Annotated in this window: 19 protein-coding genes and 1 riboswitch; of the genes, 6 read left to right on the plus strand and 13 right to left on the minus strand. The window is 67.9% G+C overall.

The window, feature by feature from the left end; translation table 11 throughout:
- Window positions 1-58: 58 nt before the first annotated feature.
- Complete coding sequence (locus E9536_RS07760; RefSeq protein ID WP_060319358.1) at window positions 59-520, minus strand: Lrp/AsnC family transcriptional regulator; 462 nt, start codon at window positions 518-520, stop codon at window positions 59-61.
- A 116-nt stretch (window positions 521-636) separates the two neighbouring features.
- Here E9536_RS07760 and E9536_RS07765 point away from each other — a divergent pair, with 116 nt between their 5' ends.
- Window positions 637-1,269, plus strand: a complete 633-nt coding sequence (locus tag E9536_RS07765) for a LysE family transporter (RefSeq protein ID WP_136469629.1) — start codon at window positions 637-639, stop codon at window positions 1,267-1,269.
- Here the strand turns inward: E9536_RS07765 and E9536_RS07770 are convergent.
- The 8 genes from E9536_RS07770 to E9536_RS07800 form a co-directional block, all read right to left on the minus strand.
- A complete protein-coding gene (locus E9536_RS07770; protein WP_059683668.1) occupies window positions 1,266-1,691 on the minus strand; it encodes a DUF6331 family protein in 426 nt (141 codons plus the stop codon). The genes E9536_RS07765 and E9536_RS07770 overlap by 4 nt on opposite strands.
- Before the next feature lie 19 nt (window positions 1,692-1,710).
- Window positions 1,711-2,706, minus strand: coding sequence for an alpha/beta hydrolase (locus tag E9536_RS07775; protein WP_136469630.1), 996 nt, complete (start codon window positions 2,704-2,706; stop codon window positions 1,711-1,713).
- A 22-nt stretch (window positions 2,707-2,728) separates the two neighbouring features.
- Window positions 2,729-3,301: a TetR/AcrR family transcriptional regulator gene (locus E9536_RS07780; protein ID WP_021164256.1), complete on the minus strand. Its 573-nt coding sequence runs from the start codon at window positions 3,299-3,301 to the stop codon at window positions 2,729-2,731.
- 402 nt (window positions 3,302-3,703) lie between these two features.
- Window positions 3,704-4,549: a GNAT family N-acetyltransferase gene (locus tag E9536_RS07785; RefSeq protein ID WP_136469631.1), complete on the minus strand. Its 846-nt coding sequence runs from the start codon at window positions 4,547-4,549 to the stop codon at window positions 3,704-3,706.
- 204 nt (window positions 4,550-4,753) lie between these two features.
- Entirely contained in the window at window positions 4,754-5,323 is a 570-nt protein-coding gene (locus E9536_RS07790) for a YdeI/OmpD-associated family protein (RefSeq protein WP_136469704.1), read from the minus strand.
- A gap of 236 nt (window positions 5,324-5,559) precedes the next feature.
- Window positions 5,560-7,488 (minus strand): TonB-dependent receptor, encoded by a 1,929-nt coding sequence (locus tag E9536_RS07795; RefSeq protein ID WP_136469632.1) that lies wholly within the window; start codon window positions 7,486-7,488, stop codon window positions 5,560-5,562.
- A gap of 83 nt (window positions 7,489-7,571) precedes the next feature.
- Window positions 7,572-7,739 carry a hypothetical protein gene (locus E9536_RS41355; protein ID WP_168799509.1) on the minus strand — a complete coding sequence of 56 codons (168 nt, stop codon included), beginning with the start codon at window positions 7,737-7,739 and terminating at the stop codon, window positions 7,572-7,574.
- A gap of 90 nt (window positions 7,740-7,829) precedes the next feature.
- Window positions 7,830-8,023, minus strand: a riboswitch (cobalamin riboswitch).
- 89 nt (window positions 8,024-8,112) lie between these two features.
- Window positions 8,113-9,171 (minus strand): AraC family transcriptional regulator ligand-binding domain-containing protein, encoded by a 1,059-nt coding sequence (locus E9536_RS07800; RefSeq protein WP_136469633.1) that lies wholly within the window; start codon window positions 9,169-9,171, stop codon window positions 8,113-8,115.
- Window positions 9,172-9,338: 167 nt separating this feature from the next.
- Here E9536_RS07800 and E9536_RS07805 point away from each other — a divergent pair, with 167 nt between their 5' ends.
- The 5 genes from E9536_RS07805 to E9536_RS07825 are packed head-to-tail and all read left to right on the plus strand — an operon-like array spanning window position 9,339 to window position 13,079.
- Window positions 9,339-9,683, plus strand: a complete 345-nt coding sequence (locus E9536_RS07805; protein WP_134255826.1) for a hypothetical protein — start codon at window positions 9,339-9,341, stop codon at window positions 9,681-9,683.
- Window positions 9,673-10,305, plus strand: coding sequence for a Dabb family protein (locus E9536_RS07810; protein ID WP_136469634.1), 633 nt, complete (start codon window positions 9,673-9,675; stop codon window positions 10,303-10,305). Before E9536_RS07805 ends, E9536_RS07810 begins: the two co-directional genes overlap by 11 nt.
- Window positions 10,306-10,349: 44 nt before the next feature.
- Window positions 10,350-11,342 (plus strand): NADP-dependent oxidoreductase, encoded by a 993-nt coding sequence (locus E9536_RS07815; RefSeq protein ID WP_136469635.1) that lies wholly within the window; start codon window positions 10,350-10,352, stop codon window positions 11,340-11,342.
- Window positions 11,343-11,373: 31 nt separating this feature from the next.
- The gene (locus E9536_RS07820) at window positions 11,374-12,249 is read left to right on the plus strand and encodes an SDR family NAD(P)-dependent oxidoreductase (protein ID WP_136469636.1); all 876 of its coding nucleotides are present in this window, start codon (window positions 11,374-11,376) and stop codon (window positions 12,247-12,249) included.
- Window positions 12,250-12,254: 5 nt separating this feature from the next.
- Window positions 12,255-13,079: an SDR family NAD(P)-dependent oxidoreductase gene (locus tag E9536_RS07825; RefSeq protein ID WP_059677260.1), complete on the plus strand. Its 825-nt coding sequence runs from the start codon at window positions 12,255-12,257 to the stop codon at window positions 13,077-13,079.
- Window positions 13,080-13,112: 33 nt separating this feature from the next.
- On the opposite strand, the gene E9536_RS07830 is transcribed toward E9536_RS07825, so the two are convergent.
- The 4 genes from E9536_RS07830 to E9536_RS07845 all read right to left on the minus strand — a co-directional run bounded on the left by E9536_RS07830 (window position 13,113) and on the right by E9536_RS07845 (window position 15,746).
- Entirely contained in the window at window positions 13,113-13,361 is a 249-nt protein-coding gene (locus E9536_RS07830; protein WP_136469637.1) for a hypothetical protein, read from the minus strand.
- 139 nt (window positions 13,362-13,500) lie between these two features.
- Complete coding sequence (locus E9536_RS07835; RefSeq protein WP_027791681.1) at window positions 13,501-14,475, minus strand: threo-3-hydroxy-L-aspartate ammonia-lyase; 975 nt, start codon at window positions 14,473-14,475, stop codon at window positions 13,501-13,503.
- 66 nt (window positions 14,476-14,541) lie between these two features.
- Complete coding sequence (locus E9536_RS07840; RefSeq protein ID WP_021162168.1) at window positions 14,542-15,180, minus strand: PAS domain-containing protein; 639 nt, start codon at window positions 15,178-15,180, stop codon at window positions 14,542-14,544.
- 62 nt (window positions 15,181-15,242) lie between these two features.
- The gene (locus E9536_RS07845) at window positions 15,243-15,746 is read right to left on the minus strand and encodes a YbaK/prolyl-tRNA synthetase associated domain-containing protein (protein ID WP_136469638.1); all 504 of its coding nucleotides are present in this window, start codon (window positions 15,744-15,746) and stop codon (window positions 15,243-15,245) included.
- Between the last annotated feature and the right edge of the window lie 269 nt (window positions 15,747-16,015).

A 16,015-nucleotide genomic window follows, 5' to 3' on the forward strand; every position in this document is an offset into this window, starting at 1 on the left:
GGCCGGGTTTCTTGATGGTCTCCCGCGGAAAGCGGACCGGGCGGGGCCGCTCGATGCGTCAATCGCGAACGATGTCGCGCGGCGACGGCGGCCGCGCCAATCCGCGTGCGGGCAGCGGCGTCGACATCACGATCGACGTGCGTGTTTCGCCGTACAGGTTGATGCGTTCGATCAGGTGTTCGAGATGGGTCATGCTGATCGCGACGAGTCGCATCACATACGAGTCCGCGCCCGTCACGTGATGGCATTCGACGACTTCGGGAATCGTCTCCAGCAACCGGAGGAATTTCGCTTTCGCCGGTTGCGGCACCGTGATGCCGATCAGCGCGCTGACCGGATAGCCGGCGGCGGCAGGATTGATCCGCGCGGTGTAGCCCTCGACGACGCCGGCCGCTTCGAGGCGCTTCACGCGCTCCGTCACCGCCGGCACCGACAGGTGCACCTGGCGCGCCAGCTCCGTGTAGCTGATGCGGCCGTTGGCCTGCAGCAGCGCCAGTACCTTCCAGTCCAGATCGTCCATCGCGGTGGAATTTTTTAAGGTGAAGCCGCCATTTTTCCTTAAAAACCGCATTCAGCGATGACCGGACTTTCCCTACGATGCCTGTTCAACGCGTCATATGTCGCAAGGAGCAGGCGATGCTGTTCATCAAGTCCGTCGTAATGGGGCTGTCGATCGCGGTGCCGGTCGGCCCGATCGGCATGCTGTGCATCCAGCGCAGCCTGAGCCGCGGCTTTCAGGCGGGATTCGCGACGGGCGTCGGCGCCGCGTGCGCCGATGCGATCTATGGCCTGCTCGGTGCGCTCGGCATCGCGGGTATCGTCACGGCGTTCCCGATGCTGACCGTCGGGTTGAAAATCGCCGGCGGCGCATTCCTCGTGTGGCTGGCGTGGACCATCGCGCGCCAGGCGCCGGCCGAGTCGACGGCGCAACGCGACCTGCCGCGCACGACCGTCCTGCGCGATTTCCTGACGACGTTCGGCCTGACGCTGTCGAACCCGATGACGATCCTGTCGTTCGTCGGGATCTTCGCGGCGCTCGGCCCGCTGTCGGGGGCGCGGGAAGGCGCGATGTGGCCGTCCGTGGCGCTGATGGTCGCCGGTGTGTTCACCGGCTCCGCAACGTGGTGGCTGTGCCTGAGCGGTACGACCGCCGCGTTGCGCACGCGGATGTCGTTCGCGTTCATGCACGGGCTGTCGCGCGTGTCGGCCGCGGTCGTCGCGGGGTTCGGCGTGATTCAGGTGGTCGCGGGCGTGCGCGGCGTCATTTAGGTCGATGCGTCGCGCGCATCGCGCTGCGACCGGATCGCGTCGATAGTCGTCCGGATATGCGCGAGCAACTCGAGTAACACCGCCTTCCTGAAAAACTGGTTCATCCGCGTGCTGACGACGAGATCGGACGGCAACGCGTCGATCGCACGCTGAACCGACAGCAGATCGTCGGCGAGCCGTGCCAGCGCAGCGCGATCGAGCGTGCTCACGGCAACCGCGATCTCGTCCGGCCAGAAACCGAATGCGTCGATGCCGCAGCATGCGGCGACACAGTCCGTCTCCAGTGCATCGATCAACGACATGACCCCGGCCAGACAGGGATCGATCGCGACCGCCTGCGCCTGCCCGCCCGACAGATCGCCGAATTCGATCCAGCGATCCGGGCCGATGCCGATGTCGTCCTTGTGGGGTTTGCCGTTCATCGTCTGACGCTCGACGGATTCAATTCAATGCAGGCAAATGCGCACGCACGAAGCGCGCGATTTCCTGGCCCAGTTCCATGTCCTCGGGTGCACCCATGAACCCGCCATGCGGCATGCCTTCGAACAGGTGAAGCTCGGTCGGCACCTGCGCACGCCGCAATGCGCGGTGCAGGCGGACCGCGTTCGACAGGAACAGGTCGCGTGTGCCGCTCTGGATGAAGGTCGGCGGGAAACCGGCAGCGAAATCGCCGAACAGCGGCGACAGATACGGATGCGCGAGATCGGCGCCGTTCGCGTAGAGCAGGTTGTTCGGCATCAGCGACGTCGGCAACACCACGTCGACGAGGCGGTTGGTTTCGAAGCTGTCGCCGGATTCGGTCAGGTCGACTTCCGGCGACAGCAGCACCAGCGCGGCCGGCAGCGGCAGCCCTTCGTCGCGGGCGCGCAGCACCATCGCGGCGGCGAGGTTGCCGCCCGCCGAGCGCCCGCCGATGACGATGTTTTTCGGTGCGTAGCGCTCCAGCACGTACGCATACGCGGCGATGCAATCGTCGAGTGCGGCCGGATAAGGATGTTCGGGCGGCAGGCGATAGTCGACGCCGTAGCATCGAATGCCGAGCCGGTCGGCTTGCATCTGCGCGCCGGCGCGGCATGCGGCGCCGCCGCCGAGAACCAGCGCACCGCCATGCAGGTCGATGTACGCGCATTCGCCGGAAGCCACTGCCTCGGGCGTGGCGACGTGCACGTCCGCAGCGCCGGCCCGGATCGTCTCCACGCTTGAACGCAGATGACCGCCGAGCTGCTCGATGGCCGCCGCGTAGTGCGCGTCAGCGGCCGCCTTCACGCGCATCCATGCGTCGAAATCGTCCGGGGCAGGCATCACGTGCAGCGCGTTCAGCGGCACGCCGTCGCTGCCGACCAGCCGTTGCAACGCGGCTCGCGCCTCTTCGCTGATCGAGGCCGGGAAGGGGACGACACGGCTCGGCAGGACCACGCCGTCGGGTTGGTCTTTCATCGATTCAGCTCCGTTGGGCGAGTCATGCGGCGCAAGGCCAGTGGCGCAGCATCACGTCCAGCGCATCGAGACTGCGCAACCACGACGCGTCGGAAGCCGGTGCACTGTGCGAGAACCCGCCGGCGCTTTCGAGTGTGACGTAGCCCATGAAAAAGCCGCCGAGCAGGCGGATCGCATGCGGCTGCTCGGCTTCCGGCATGTCGTAGCTGCGCAGCACGGCCGAGGTCATCCTGACGAGCCGGCCGCCGGCGCTTTCAGTGGCGCGCTCGACGCTCAGCGGGTGGCGCGCGGCTGCAAAACGGCCGGGGTGCTCGCGCGCGTAGTCGCGATAGACGTTGGCGAGCGCTGTCAGCGCGTCCTTGGCGGTACGGCCGGCCAGTGCTTCGGTTGCGCGATCGGCGAGTTCCCTCAGCGCGAAGAGTGCGATCCGGCTCTTGAGGTCGTCGAAACTCGGGACATGGGAGTACAGGCTGGCGAGCTTGACGTCGAAGTGACGCGCGAGCGCTGCGCCGGTCAGGTGCTCGAAGCCGGTCTCATCGGCGAGCTGTGCGCCGGCTTCGACGAGTTTGTCCAGAGTGATGCCGGCGCGTGCCATGACGGATGCTATTTAAGTTAGTCAAGCGGCTAATTGTATTAGGTTTGGCGGGATTGTCAATTTCCCGGGCGTGCCGGTTCTGCCTGTGCGCCATTGGGGTGACATGTTCCGGTGCGTCGAAGCGCTATGGCTTCATGTGATCGGGGATGGCCGCTTTGGTCGGGTGTCGTGCGTCAGGAAGCGGAGACAAACATGTGCCGGGCATGTAAGCCATATCCACCCGGCTGTCGCGGCGATCGGGATCTGCGTCGTCTGCGCATCACCCGTTCCGACGGGTGGCCCGTTGATGCCCGCACGATGCCCGTACCTGCCGTACAAGGGCCGTAGAGGGCGGAATTACCCAGCCACGCTTGCTGACGTTGCATCGCGTAGCGACTTGGGCGTCCGCCCTGTTCGTGACGATTACCCCAGCTCGAACGACGTCACCCCGAACACGCGATCGATTGCAATCGGCGGCGCGTTTTTCGTGTACATCCGCGCGGTTTCGAAGACGCTCGTCATGCCGTGCCGTTCCGCCAGCGCGACGGCTGCGGGGTTCGTTTCCGGCACGTCGAGCACGATGACCTCGCCGGGCATGCGCGCGGCCAGCGCGCGAAACAGCCCGGTGGCAACGCCAGCGTCGTCGGCGAACAGCGGGCCGACCTTGCAGCCCGCCTTGCAGCGGCGCACGACACCGTATCCGGCGATACGGCCGGCGTCGACGGTCACGAGCGCCACGGCATCCGGCTGCGCGATCCACGCGGAGACGAAACGCGCGCGTGCCGCTGGAAAGCACTGGCGGTCGTAGGCGAGCAACTGCTCGAACGGTACGTCGGCCGCGGCTGTCACGTGCGCGCACCCGATGCCGTCCACGCGCCCCTGATAGCGGATGTTGCGATACGCGAGCGCGAATCCGGACTTCCGGTAGTTCGCCTGCTGGGCCACGACACCATCGAGCCCGATGTTGCGATCGGCGAGGTAACGCATGCCGTGCTGCCAGATTCGGATGCCGAAGCCCTTGCCGCGAAACCCGGGTTTCACGATGTAGAGGCCGATGAAACCAAAGCGTTCGTCGTAGGCGACGGCGGCGAGGCACGCGACGGGCTCGCCACGCCAGACGCCGACGAAGAACCCGGCCGGGTCCGCTTCCCCGAAACAGGACGGATCATGCAGGCCGGGGTTCCAGCCTTCCGCCGCCGCCCATTCGATCGACATGGCCACCTCGTCGGCCGACATGGTGCGCACGATGAAGTCTTCGTATTGATCCATGATTCACCTCGGTCGCTGCGCTCGGGAATGCGCGTTGCGTTACGTGAACTGCATCGAGGACGCGTGGGCCGGCAGCCCCGTGGCTGCCGGCCGGATCATCATAGTCCGAAGAATGGAACGAGTGTGTGATGACGGATGCCGAGCCGAAGCGGCCGTGATGGGGCATATACCCGACGTTCGGGAAAATCTCCGTCGGTGAAAAATTCATGGATGGAAGGTTTCGCCACGCAGCAGCATGTCGATGAACTCCCCGATTTTGCGCGCCCTTGTTTCGGGCCTTTTGGCATTCTGTATGCGATACAGGATCGCATAGCGGTTACGGCTGTTCAGGGTTGCGAAGAATTTCCTGGCTCCGGGATTGGCGTCCAGAGCCGCCTGCAGGTCGTCCGGCACGGTCGAGTTGCTGGCCGACGTATAAGCAGCGTTCCAGCGGCCGTCCTTCCGGGCTTTCTCGATTTCGCTCATGCCGGGCGGGCGCATTCTGCCTGCGGCGATCAGTGCTTCAGCCCGGTCCTTGTTGAGTTGCGACCACAGGCTTTTTGCGGTGCGTGGGGTGAAGCGTTGCAACCAGTATTGGTCGTTTCCGGCCCGCTTTTGACCATCGATCCAGCCATGGCAGAGGGCGCTTTCCAGCGCCTGTTCGTAGGTGACGGTTCGCTGCCCGGTGCCTTTTTTCGCGAGACGCAGCCATGCGCCGGTTGACGTGCTGCCGTTTTCCCCTAACCAGCTTTCCCATTCGACCTGACTGGAAAACGTTAGCGTGCATTCGGTCATGTCGATGTCCTGAATGGTGAGTACATCCACGGGGATGGGCGTCCGCAGTCTAACAGTGTTGATACGGACATTGACGTCCGTGGCGCGACCGAAAGAACGGCAGATCCGCAGTCACCAGCCTGTCGACGGGTTTGGGTCGCAATACCGTTTCCCATACCCGGTGACGGAAGCATCGAACACCGCTTCCCAACGGGAGACCTTGCCGCCCACCGCGCCGAGGCCTCCCCATCCACCCGTCAGAACGTGTAACTCACCTTCCCGAACGCTGTCCGCCCAAGCGTGTTGTATCCATACGCGGTCATGTACTGCCGGTCGAACAGGTTCGACACCGTCGCCGACACCGTCAGGTGCGAATTGATCCGGTACGACGCGCGCAGGCCCACCGTCAGGTACGACGGCAGATAGGTCGAGTTGGCCGGATCGTCGAACGTCGTGCCGCCGTAAAGCAGCGACGCCCCCGTGCTCAACGCATGCAGGTGGAGTTCATCCCACGTGTGATCGATGTTGACGCTGACCGTCTGGCGCGGGCGGCGGCTGAGCCAGGAGTCGTTGGTCTCGTCCTGCGGATTCAGGATCCCGACCGCGACGCTCACCGGCGTCGAGCGGCCGATCGTCCCCTTGTACGACAGGTCGATGCCGCGAATATGCGCGCGACCGATGTTCATCGGAGAGAACGTCGCCGGGTTGTACGCGATCAGGTTGGTGACCCGCGTGTCGTAGATCGCGGCCGTGAACGTACCATACGACGTGTTCGCATCGACCGCGGCCTCGACCGACGTGTTGCGTTCCGGGCTGAGCCCCGGATTGCCGTAGCCGGGGTAGTACAGGTCGTTGAACGTCGGCAGCTTGAACGCATTGCCGTACGACACGCGCGCCGTATACACCGGCGTGATCGCCCACGACAGCGCCGCGTTACCCGTATTCACCGACTGCCCGGCGATGATTTCATGGCGCCCCGCGAGGAACATCGTCACGCTGCCGAGCGTCGCCGACTGATGCAGCGAGAACGCGGAATCGTTGCGCGTCGGTATGCCGTCCGGAATATCGACCGGCAGGAACGCCTGCTCGCGCGTGAAGTCGTACGCGAGCTTGGTCTCGCCCGACAGCGGCAGCCCGAACAGGTGGAACCCGCGTTCCTGATGCGTCAACGACGTCGACGTGCTGATGCGCTGCGAATTGATCTGGTCGGTCGGGATGCCCGGATCGCTCGCGTAGAGGAACTGTCGATCGTTCGCATAACCGAACGACTGGTCGAACTGCGTGTCGGGCGTGATGTCGAGATGGAACGCGATACCGGTCGTCAGCTGATGATCGAGCTGGCGGTTCGCATAACCGCTGTTGTCGTAGGACAGATCGGACCGGTGATACAGCGCGAACGTCGAGATCGACCAGTTGTCGCGCGCGTAGCCGAGGCGGGCATCGAGATCCTGCGCGTGGTACGGGTTGCGGCCGGCCTCATGGTACGGCAGCACGGGCCGCGTCGAGTCGATGCCGGCCGTGTTGTACGAGCGCAGGCCGAGCGAGTAGGTGAGCCCGCCGAGCGCGGCGAGCGGCCCGGTCGACGGCACCGTGCCCGACGTGCGGAGCTGCGTGTCGAACGTCTTGTTCGACCCGCCGCCGAACGACACGGTCGTCTGGTTCGGCTGGTTGGCGGCGCGGCGCGTGAAGAGCTGCACGACGCCGCCCATCGCATTGGCGCCGAACGACGCGGCAGCCGGCCCCGAAATCACTTCCACGCGTTCGAACGCTTCGGTCGGCAAGTCGGCCCACGGCGCGATGCCGGTGGTCGGCGAGCCGATCCGGATGCCGTCGATGAACACGGCGACCTGGTTGGCCGACGAGCCGCGGATGCTGACCGACGCGGACGAACCGGGGCCGCCGCTCTGCGAGACGGTCACGCCGGGCAGCGTCGCAAGCGCCTGCGTGATGCTCGGGTCGCTCGGCGACAGCCGGTCGAGATCGGTGCGCGTGAGCACCTGGGTCGTCGCATAGCGTTGGTCGAACGACTCGGGCAGGCGCCGCGTGTCGGTCACGTTGATCGTCGGCAGGTCGGTGCCTTCGGCGGCCGGGGCCGGTTGCGAAACCGCGGTGTCGCCGGCGGCGTGGGCGAGGGGCGAGAGAAGCGCGGTCGCGGCGGACGTGGCAAGGAGGTGTCGAATCTTCATGAGGCTGTCGTTGTCGTCGGGCTGCGCTGGCGTCGATCGTGAACGGGCGGCGCGCAGCACCGGTCTTGTTATCGGTGATCGGGTTATCGCGCGACCGGGCCGGGCAGGCCGGTGTCGCGGGCGTCGGCGCGGTGCACGCCGGCGGACGCAATCGATAGGGAACGGCACGCGCGTGCGTGCGGGCCGTGCAGGCCGGCGGCGTGCCGGCGCGGCGCTTCCGGTGCGGAAGCGGATGCGGTAACAATGGACATCGGGCGGATCCTGAGGTCGGGCCGTCCATGCAGCGGGCGACCGCCAACGGCGGTGCCTGGCGCGCCGGGACACCCCGCCCGGTGCGGCTGCCTGGACCTCGGGTCGATGGCAGGTCTCCTGGCTCGCGGGTCGTCATTCGTGCGGGCCTTCCCGGTTTCCCAGTGGCACGCAGTGGCACGAATTCACCGCTCACAGTTGCGGGGGCAGCCGCAGATTCGAGGCATGGCCTCTCCTGCGTTCCCTTTTGATCCCGTCTCCGGGCACCATCAGCGCGCAAGGGTAATGGCGTGCGCGCCGCCGCGTCAAATATCCGGCGACGCAGGGATGCGAAAAAACGTCATTGCCGGGCAAGACCTTTCGAAATCCTTTCTTTCAGGCGTCGGTGCCGCGTTTCATGTCTGATGAAACGGGGCGGTTCGAAGCCGTGCGATCGCGCCTGAACCGGCTCGGCGCGACCCCTGTCCACCGGACGAACGCGCGGCGAAACGCCTCCTCGCCGCCGAACCCGAGATGCGCGGCGACCCGCGCGACCGGCCAGTCCGATTCGCGCAGGCAGCGTTGCGCGGCTTCGGCGAGACACTGCTCCCTCAGCGCGTGATAACCGGTGTGCTCGGCCATCAGCCGCCGCCGCAACGTCGCCTCGCTGACGCCGAGCCACGCGGCCAGTTCGGCGAGCGCCGGCAACGCTTGTTCGTGCGCGAGCGCCGCATCGAGGAAACCGCGCACCTGCTGCGTCCACGACACGACGGCCGGTGCCGCATCGATCAGGCGAAACGGAAAATCGACGAGAAACGCGTCGAGCTCGGCCGGCTGCCGGATCACGCGGCACGCGAGCCGCGCCGCATCGAACGCGAAACCGTAGGTCTTGCGACCCACTTCAACCGGCGCATTGAACAGTCCGAGCAGTGGCATCGCGTCGTCGCGGCGCGGATGGCCGAGCCACACGTCGGTCGGCCGCAACGGCTGCCCGATCAGCCAGCCGAACAACTGCAGGTAGCAGAACAGCCCGGTCAGGTCGACCAGGCACGCGGCCGGGCTGCGCGTACGCCGCAGCGAATCCATCCGGAACAGCGCACGCCCGTCGCGCACCGCAAGCGTCAGGTGACCGGCGCGCGGCTGCAGCATTTCGCAGAACTCGGCCGCACAGCGGATCGCGTCGGCGAGCGTCGCGCAACTCAGCAGGCAGCGGCACATCAGGTCGACTTCGCGCTTGCGCATCGGCGGGTGACCGTCGCCGCGCGCGACCCGCGCCTCGAGCCGCTCGATCGCGTCGCGGTACAGCGCGACGAAATCGCCCGGTGTCGCCGCCGGTCGAGGCGGCTGCGCATCGCGGTCGACCGGCGGCGCGCCGCTGCGCGTGAGTTCGCTCAGCAGGCGCGCGCCGAGGCCCGGCAGGATGCGGCCGCGGGCCGGCATGGCGCGCTGTTTCATGAGTTTCCCGATCTGATCGTTGCGACAGGGGCCGGTGAGCGGGCCGGTAGGGGCCCGCTCATCGCCGCCACGCAAGAATGCTATCCACGCCGGCCGCCCGCGGCCTCGCCGGAACGGCGTAGGCCGGCCGCCGATCCCTGTCACGAACGACCACGGACGACACGCGAATGATCCAGATCGTAGACGAAATCACGCTCGCGCCCGAGCGCATTCCCGACGTGCTTGCGCTGCTGCGCGACCGCTACCTGCCGGGCCACGCGGCACGCGGGCTGACGGCGGCCGGCCACTGGGTGTCGCCGCCCGTCGCGGTGCCGGGGCAGCCGAGCACGCTGTGGCTGACCTGGCACGTGGCCGATGCGCCGGCCTACTACCGGATGCGCGCGCTGACGGATGCCGGTGTGGTCGGTTTCTGGATGGCGGTCGACGCGCTGTGCGACGTGCGCCGCCGCCATGTGATGACGGACGCCGATGCGCCGCTGCCCGCGCTGACGGAGGTCGATCATGCGGCATGACACGGCACAGGTGTTCGTGTCGGCGGATCGCGACGCCGGTGGCATCGAACGCGCGTTGCACGAAGCGGCACACGCGCTGGCCGGGGCGAAACGCGTGGCGCTGGCGCGCAACCAGGACGGCAGTTGGGGCGCGGGCGACTACACGCTCGACGTGCTGCGCGACGATTCGGCGACCGACGGCACCGCGGATTTCGCCGCGCTCGCGCAACTGCCGGGCGTCGTACGCATCGACGGCGCCGTGTGCCGCGCGATCGGCGGCGGCCTGCGCGAACCCGCGCTGCGCGATGGCGTGTGGCGCACGCTGATGCTGCGCGTGCGGCCGCAGGCCGGCGCCGCGCAGGTCGCCGCGCTCGAACGCGAACTGCTGCGCATGCCCGCGTACATGCCCGGCATCCGCAACTGGCGCCTGAGCCGGATCGCGCCCCCCGGCGCATGGACACATGTGTGGCAGCAGGAATTCGCGCGCGTCGGCGATCTGCTCGGCGAATACCTGATGCATCCGTATCACTGGGGCTGGGTCGACCGCCGGTTCGATGCCGAAAGCCCCGACTGGACGGTCGATGCGATCTCGCATGCGTTCTGTCCGCTCGCGTCGAGCCTGCTGGCCGAGACGGCGGCGTGATGCGGCGCGAACGTCAAGCTGACACCACCCCTGGAGACACGAAGATGCGAGCCCTGTTGATCGATCGCGCCGGTCATTCCGACGCCTTGCGGATGGCCGACGTGCCGGCACCGACGCCGGGCCCCGGCGACGTGCTGATCCGCGTTGCCTTTGCGGGCGTCAATCCCGCCGACTGGAAATGCCGCGAAGGCTACCTCGGCGCATTCATGCAGTACACGTTTCCGTTCGTGATCGGCTTCGACGCTGCGGGCGTGGTCGAAGCGGTCGGCGACGGCGTCGACGGTTTCGCGCCCGGCATGCGGGTGTTCGCGCAGACCGACGTCGGCGCGGGGCGCTGGGGCGCGTATGCGGAATACGTGGCGGTGCGCCACGACTCGGTCGTGCGCGTGCCCGACGCGGTGAGCCTCGCGGAAGCCGCCACGGTGCCGACACCCGCGCTCGCCGCGTGGGCCGGCCTGTTCGACGACGGCGGGCTGAAGGCCGGACAGACCGTGCTGGTGCACGGCGGCGCGGGCGCGGTCGGCACGTTCGCGATCCAGCTCGCGGTGCAGGCCGGCGCGCGGGTCGCGGCGACGTGTTCCGCGCGCAACCGCGAGACGGTCGAATCGCTGGGCGCCGCGGCAAGCATCGACTATCGCGCGCGGGACGTCGCGGCGGCGCTGCGCGCATGGGCGCCCGGCGGGGTCGACCTCGTGCTCGACGCGGTCGGCGGCGACACGCTGCCCGACGCGCTCGACCTGCCGGCACCGGGCGGCACGCTGGTGAACATCATGACGCTCGCACCGGGCGACGCGCAGCGGCTGGCCGCGACGGCCGCCGAAGCCGCCCGGCGCGGCCTGCGCACCGCGATGACCTACAGCCGGATGCCGAGCGGCGCCACGCTCGGCCGGATCGCGGCGCAACTCGAGCGGCGCGCGCTGCGCGTGCCGCGCTTCGACCGATTTCCGCTCGAACAGGCGGCCCGTGCCCTCGATCTCGTTCAAACGGGCGAGGCGAAAACGAAGCTGGTGCTTCATGTTGCGGATATCGCCGGTTGAGCGGCCCGCACGCCCATCACAGGAGACAACGATGACCGATATTCGAACCGGCATACTGGCCGGCAAGTGCGCGCTCGTGACCGGCGCAAGCCGCGGCATTGGCCGTGCGATCGCACAGCGCCTGGCATCCGAAGGCGCGACCGTCGTCGTGACGGCGCGCAGCCTCGCGCGATCGGCCACGACCGCCGGCACGCTCGCCGAAACGGTCGCGCTGATCGAGCAGGCGGGCGGTCTCGCGATCGCGCTCGCGGCCGACCTGTCGAACGCGGCCGAGCGCGACGCGCTCGTCGGGCGCGCGGCGCAGGCGGCCGGTGGCCTCGACATCCTCGTCAACAACGCGGGCGTGGCCGACTATGCGTGCGTCGACGCGATGCCGATGACGATGTTCGACACGACGATCGAACACTATCTGCGGATTCCGTTCGCGCTGGCGCAGGCCGCGATCCCGCTGATGCGTGCGCGCGGCGCCGGCTGGATCGTGAACGTCGGCTCGGTGACGGCGCTGCCGCCGCTGCGCCCGTTCGACGATTTCTCGCGTGCGGGCGGCGCGACCGTCTACGCGGCGGCGAAGGCGGCGCTGTCGCGCTTCACGCAGGGGCTCGCGGCCGAACTCGAAGCCGACGGCATCGCGGTGAATCTCGTCGCGCCGAGCACGGCGATCCGCACGCCGGGCGCCGCGCGCTACATCCCCGAAGGCTATCCGACCGAGGATGTCGCGTATCTCGCGGAAACCGCGCTCGCGCTGTGCCGCCTGCCGGCGCGCGAACGCACCGGCCTCGTCACGCACAGCCTGCATTTCCCGCTCGCGCAGCAGCTCGCGGTGCATTCGCTCGACGGCCGCACGGTGCTGCCGCCGCCGGTGATTCCCGCGTACGCGCATCCCCACATCGACCCCACAGGACTCTGATCGACATGACGAACCCGATTCGCTTCGACGGCGGCACCGCCGTCATCACCGGCGCGGCCAGCGGCATCGGCAGCGGGCTTGCACGCCATGCTGCCGGGCTCGGCATGCGCGTCGTGCTGGCCGATCTCGACCCGGCGAAGCTCGACGCATTCGCCGCGACGCTCGACACCGACGTGCTGTGCGTGCCGACCGACGTCAGCCGGCCGGAAGCCGTCGATGCGCTGGCGGAAGCCGCGTGGCAGCGCTTCGGCGGCGTCGACCTGCTGTTCAACAACGCGGGCGTGATGGCGACCGGCTTCAGCTGGGAAATCACGCCGGAGCGCTTCGAGCGCAGCTTCGCGATCAACGTGCACGGCGTGCTGAACGGGATCCGCAGCTTCGTGCCGCGGATGCTCGAACGCAATGTGCCGGCGCGCATCGTGAATACCGCGTCGGTGGGCGGGTTCCTGCCGAGCCCGCTGATGTCGCCTTATTCGGCGACGAAATTCGCGGTGGTCGCGCTGACCGAATCGCTGTACGGAGAACTGAAGATGCTCGGTGCGCCGGTCGGCGTGTCATTGCTTGCGCCTGGCCCCGTGCAATCGGGCATCTTCAACGACCCGTTCGGCGCGGTGCACGACCGGCCCGAAGTGCGCGGCTTCGTCGACACGATGCGCTCGATGCTGAACGCGCACGGGCTCACGCCCGACGCGTTCGCCGAGCGGGTGTTCGACGGCATCCGTGCCGGGCGCTACTGGCTGATTCCGCAACCGGAGACGATCGACGGCGCGCTGCAGCGGCGCACCGACGACATTCTGGCCGCGCGCGATCCGTCGTTGCCGTCGTTCTGAGGGCCGGGCGGCAGCGGCGCCCGGCGCGGGCCGTCACATGTGCGTGCCGGAATGCGTGCGGCCGCTCGGGTCGCCGCCGCGATCGGGGGGCGTATTGTTCTGGTCGATCTTCGCGAGCACGAAGCCGGCGTGCGGCAACGCGGCGGGCGAGCGGTGCGTCGCTTGCGCGATGGCGTCGTGCGGCGACGCGGCGGGAAACCCGGATGACGTCACGCCCGGTTGAGCGAGCGCCGAAAGGGAAGCGGCCGTCAGGGCGGCGGCGACGATCGCGTGCGTTTTCATGGTGGCTCCTTCACGACTGACTGCGCGACGGATTGCGGGACAACGTAATCAGTCTAGGGCGCGAAACTTAACGCGGCGTGAAGGCGTGATGCGGCGGGATGCGGCGCGGAGGACGGAATGGTCATGCGCGCCGCGATGGTCAGGCCGACGCCGACACCAGCGTGCAGAAGTTCTCGAGATCGACGTTGCCGCCGCTGATCACCACGCCGACGCGCTTGCCCTGCAGCGCGTCCTTCATCCGTCGCACGGCGGCGAACGACAGGCAGCCGGTCGGCTCGACCACAATCTTCATACGCGTGGCGAAGAAACGCATGCAGTCGACCAGTTCTGCGTCCGTCGCGGTGAGGATGTCGTCGACGTCGCGGCGGATGATCGGGAACGTCAGGTTGCCGAGGTGCTGCGTCTGCGCGCCGTCGGCGATCGTGCGCGGCGTGTCGATATGCACGATCGCGCCGGAGCGGAACGATTGCTGGCCGTCGTTGCCGGCTTCCGGCTCGACGCCGTACAGCGTCGCGTGCGGCGACAGCGCGCGCGTGGCGAGCGCGGTGCCCGACAGCAATCCGCCGCCGCCGAGCGGCGTGAATACCGCGTCGAGCGGGCCGACTTCGTCGAACAGTTCCTTGGCCGCCGTGCCTTGGCCGGCGATCACGTCCGGGTGGTCGTAGGGCGGGATCAGCGTGAGCCCGTGCCGCGCCGCGAGATCGCGCCCGATCTGCTCGCGATCCTCGGTGTAGCGGTCGTAGGTCACGACCTTGCCGCCGTAGCCGCGCGTCGCGGCGATCTTCGCGGCCGGCGCGTCCTGCGGCATCACGATCGTCGCGGGAATGCCGAGGATGCGCGCCGACAGCGCGATCGCCTGCGCATGGTTGCCGGACGAGAACGCGACGACGCCGTTGCGGCGCTGCTCCGCGTCGAAGCGCGACAGCGCGTTGAACGCGCCGCGGAACTTGAACGCGCCCATGCGCTGCAGGTTCTCGCACTTGAAGAACACCTGCGCGCCGAGCGCTTCGTCGATCGTCCGCGACGTCATCACCGGCGTGCGGTGCGCATGGCCTTCGAGCCGGGCCGCGGCGGCGGCAACGTCGTCGTACGTGGGGAGAGTCGGAGCGTTCATGGTCGTTTGGGGTCGGAAAGGTCAGTCAACAGGGACGCCGCGCGCACGGCGCGCCGGAATCCGGAATCATTTCGCATCGTTGTAGACGGTCGCGCGCGAGACGCCGAGATGCTGCGACACGATTTCCATCGCGCGGCGCACTTCGAGGAAACCGTCGGCCTTCAGCGCCTGCATCAGCTCGCGGCGCTGGTCGGTCTTCAGTTCGCGCGGCGTCGTCGCGAGGCGCATCGCGAATGCGTCGATGCGTTGCCGGATCGCGTCGGCGCCGGCCGGGTCGAGCGTTTCGGCGACGGCTTCGCCGTCCGTGCTGCAGAACTGGTTCAGCATGCCCTGGAAGCCGCGGAACAGCGTGGTGTCGGCGTTCAGGCACAGCGCGGCCACGTAGCGGCCGGTCGAATCCTTGATGCCGATCGACGTGCTTTTCGCGGTGCGGCCGTCGGCGAAGCGGTTCGGGTAGTTCGCGAGCACTTGCGGGAAATCGTCGTCCGCGATGCGGGCGAGGCCGAGCTCGGTCGCGGGATCGCCGACTGCGCGTCCCGACAGGTTGTTGTGGATCGCGAGAATCGCGTGCTTCGGCGTGCGCAGGTCGTGAACCACGACTTCGGTGAACGGCGCGAACATCGCGCCGAGCCCTTCGGCAATGCGCTGCACCTGTTCGATCAGCGATGCCTGCTCGGACGGCGCCTTGTTCCGGGTGGTGGTCATGGTGGTTTCGCGTTCGGGGTTCGGATCGATGCGACGGTGCCAGGAAACGGGCGGCGGGCGGGTTACTCGCCGTTCGCCGCTTGCGGCCGCGTGATGTCGGCGAGCAGCGGCTGCGCGATCCGCACGTAGTCGGCCGCGTCGAGTACGACGGAGCGGTCGAGGCGGCCCGCGTTGAATGCAATCTCGGTGTTGTGTTCGACCAGTGCGGGATCGACGACGAGCGTCACGCCGGCGTCGAACACGAACGGCGGCACGGCGCCCATCACGCAGCGCGTGACGGCGGCCGCGAGATCGGGCGATGCGAGTGTCGCCTTGCGACGGCCGACCGCATCGGCGACCTTGCGGAAATCGATCTTCAGGTGGCCGGGAATCACCGCGAGCGCAGTGGAGTCGCCGCCGTCCTTGAACGTGCACAGCATTGCCTTCGCGCCCTGTTCGGGGCGTGTGCCGCGCAGCGCGGCGATCGCGTCGCATTTTCCTTCGGCCGGATGTTCCAGCACGCGGAATCGTGCGCCGGACGTGTTCAGCAGATCGCAAAGCGTGTCGAAAACGGGGTAGTCGCTCATGTCGCTCCGGGCAGGCGGGGCCGGGGAATCGAGGCGCGCCAGGGGGCGAATGCTTCAGCGTGCCAGTCGATGGATTGTCCAATTATAGACGTTTTGTCATGAGCGTGGCAAAGATGCGTGCGGGCGAGGCGTGGAGGGCGCTACGGGTGGGAAGGGGATCGACAAACAGTTGCGTTGCGCAATGTTGATGAGCGTCGGGGAATTTCCGGCGCGCGGCCCGTTGAAGAATGAGGATTTCGGGCGACGGGAATCGCGACGGGGTTCCGGCG

The organism is Burkholderia sp. LS-044 (genome assembly GCF_004803625.1).
GTDB classification, from domain to species: Bacteria; Pseudomonadota; Gammaproteobacteria; order Burkholderiales; family Burkholderiaceae; genus Burkholderia; species Burkholderia cepacia.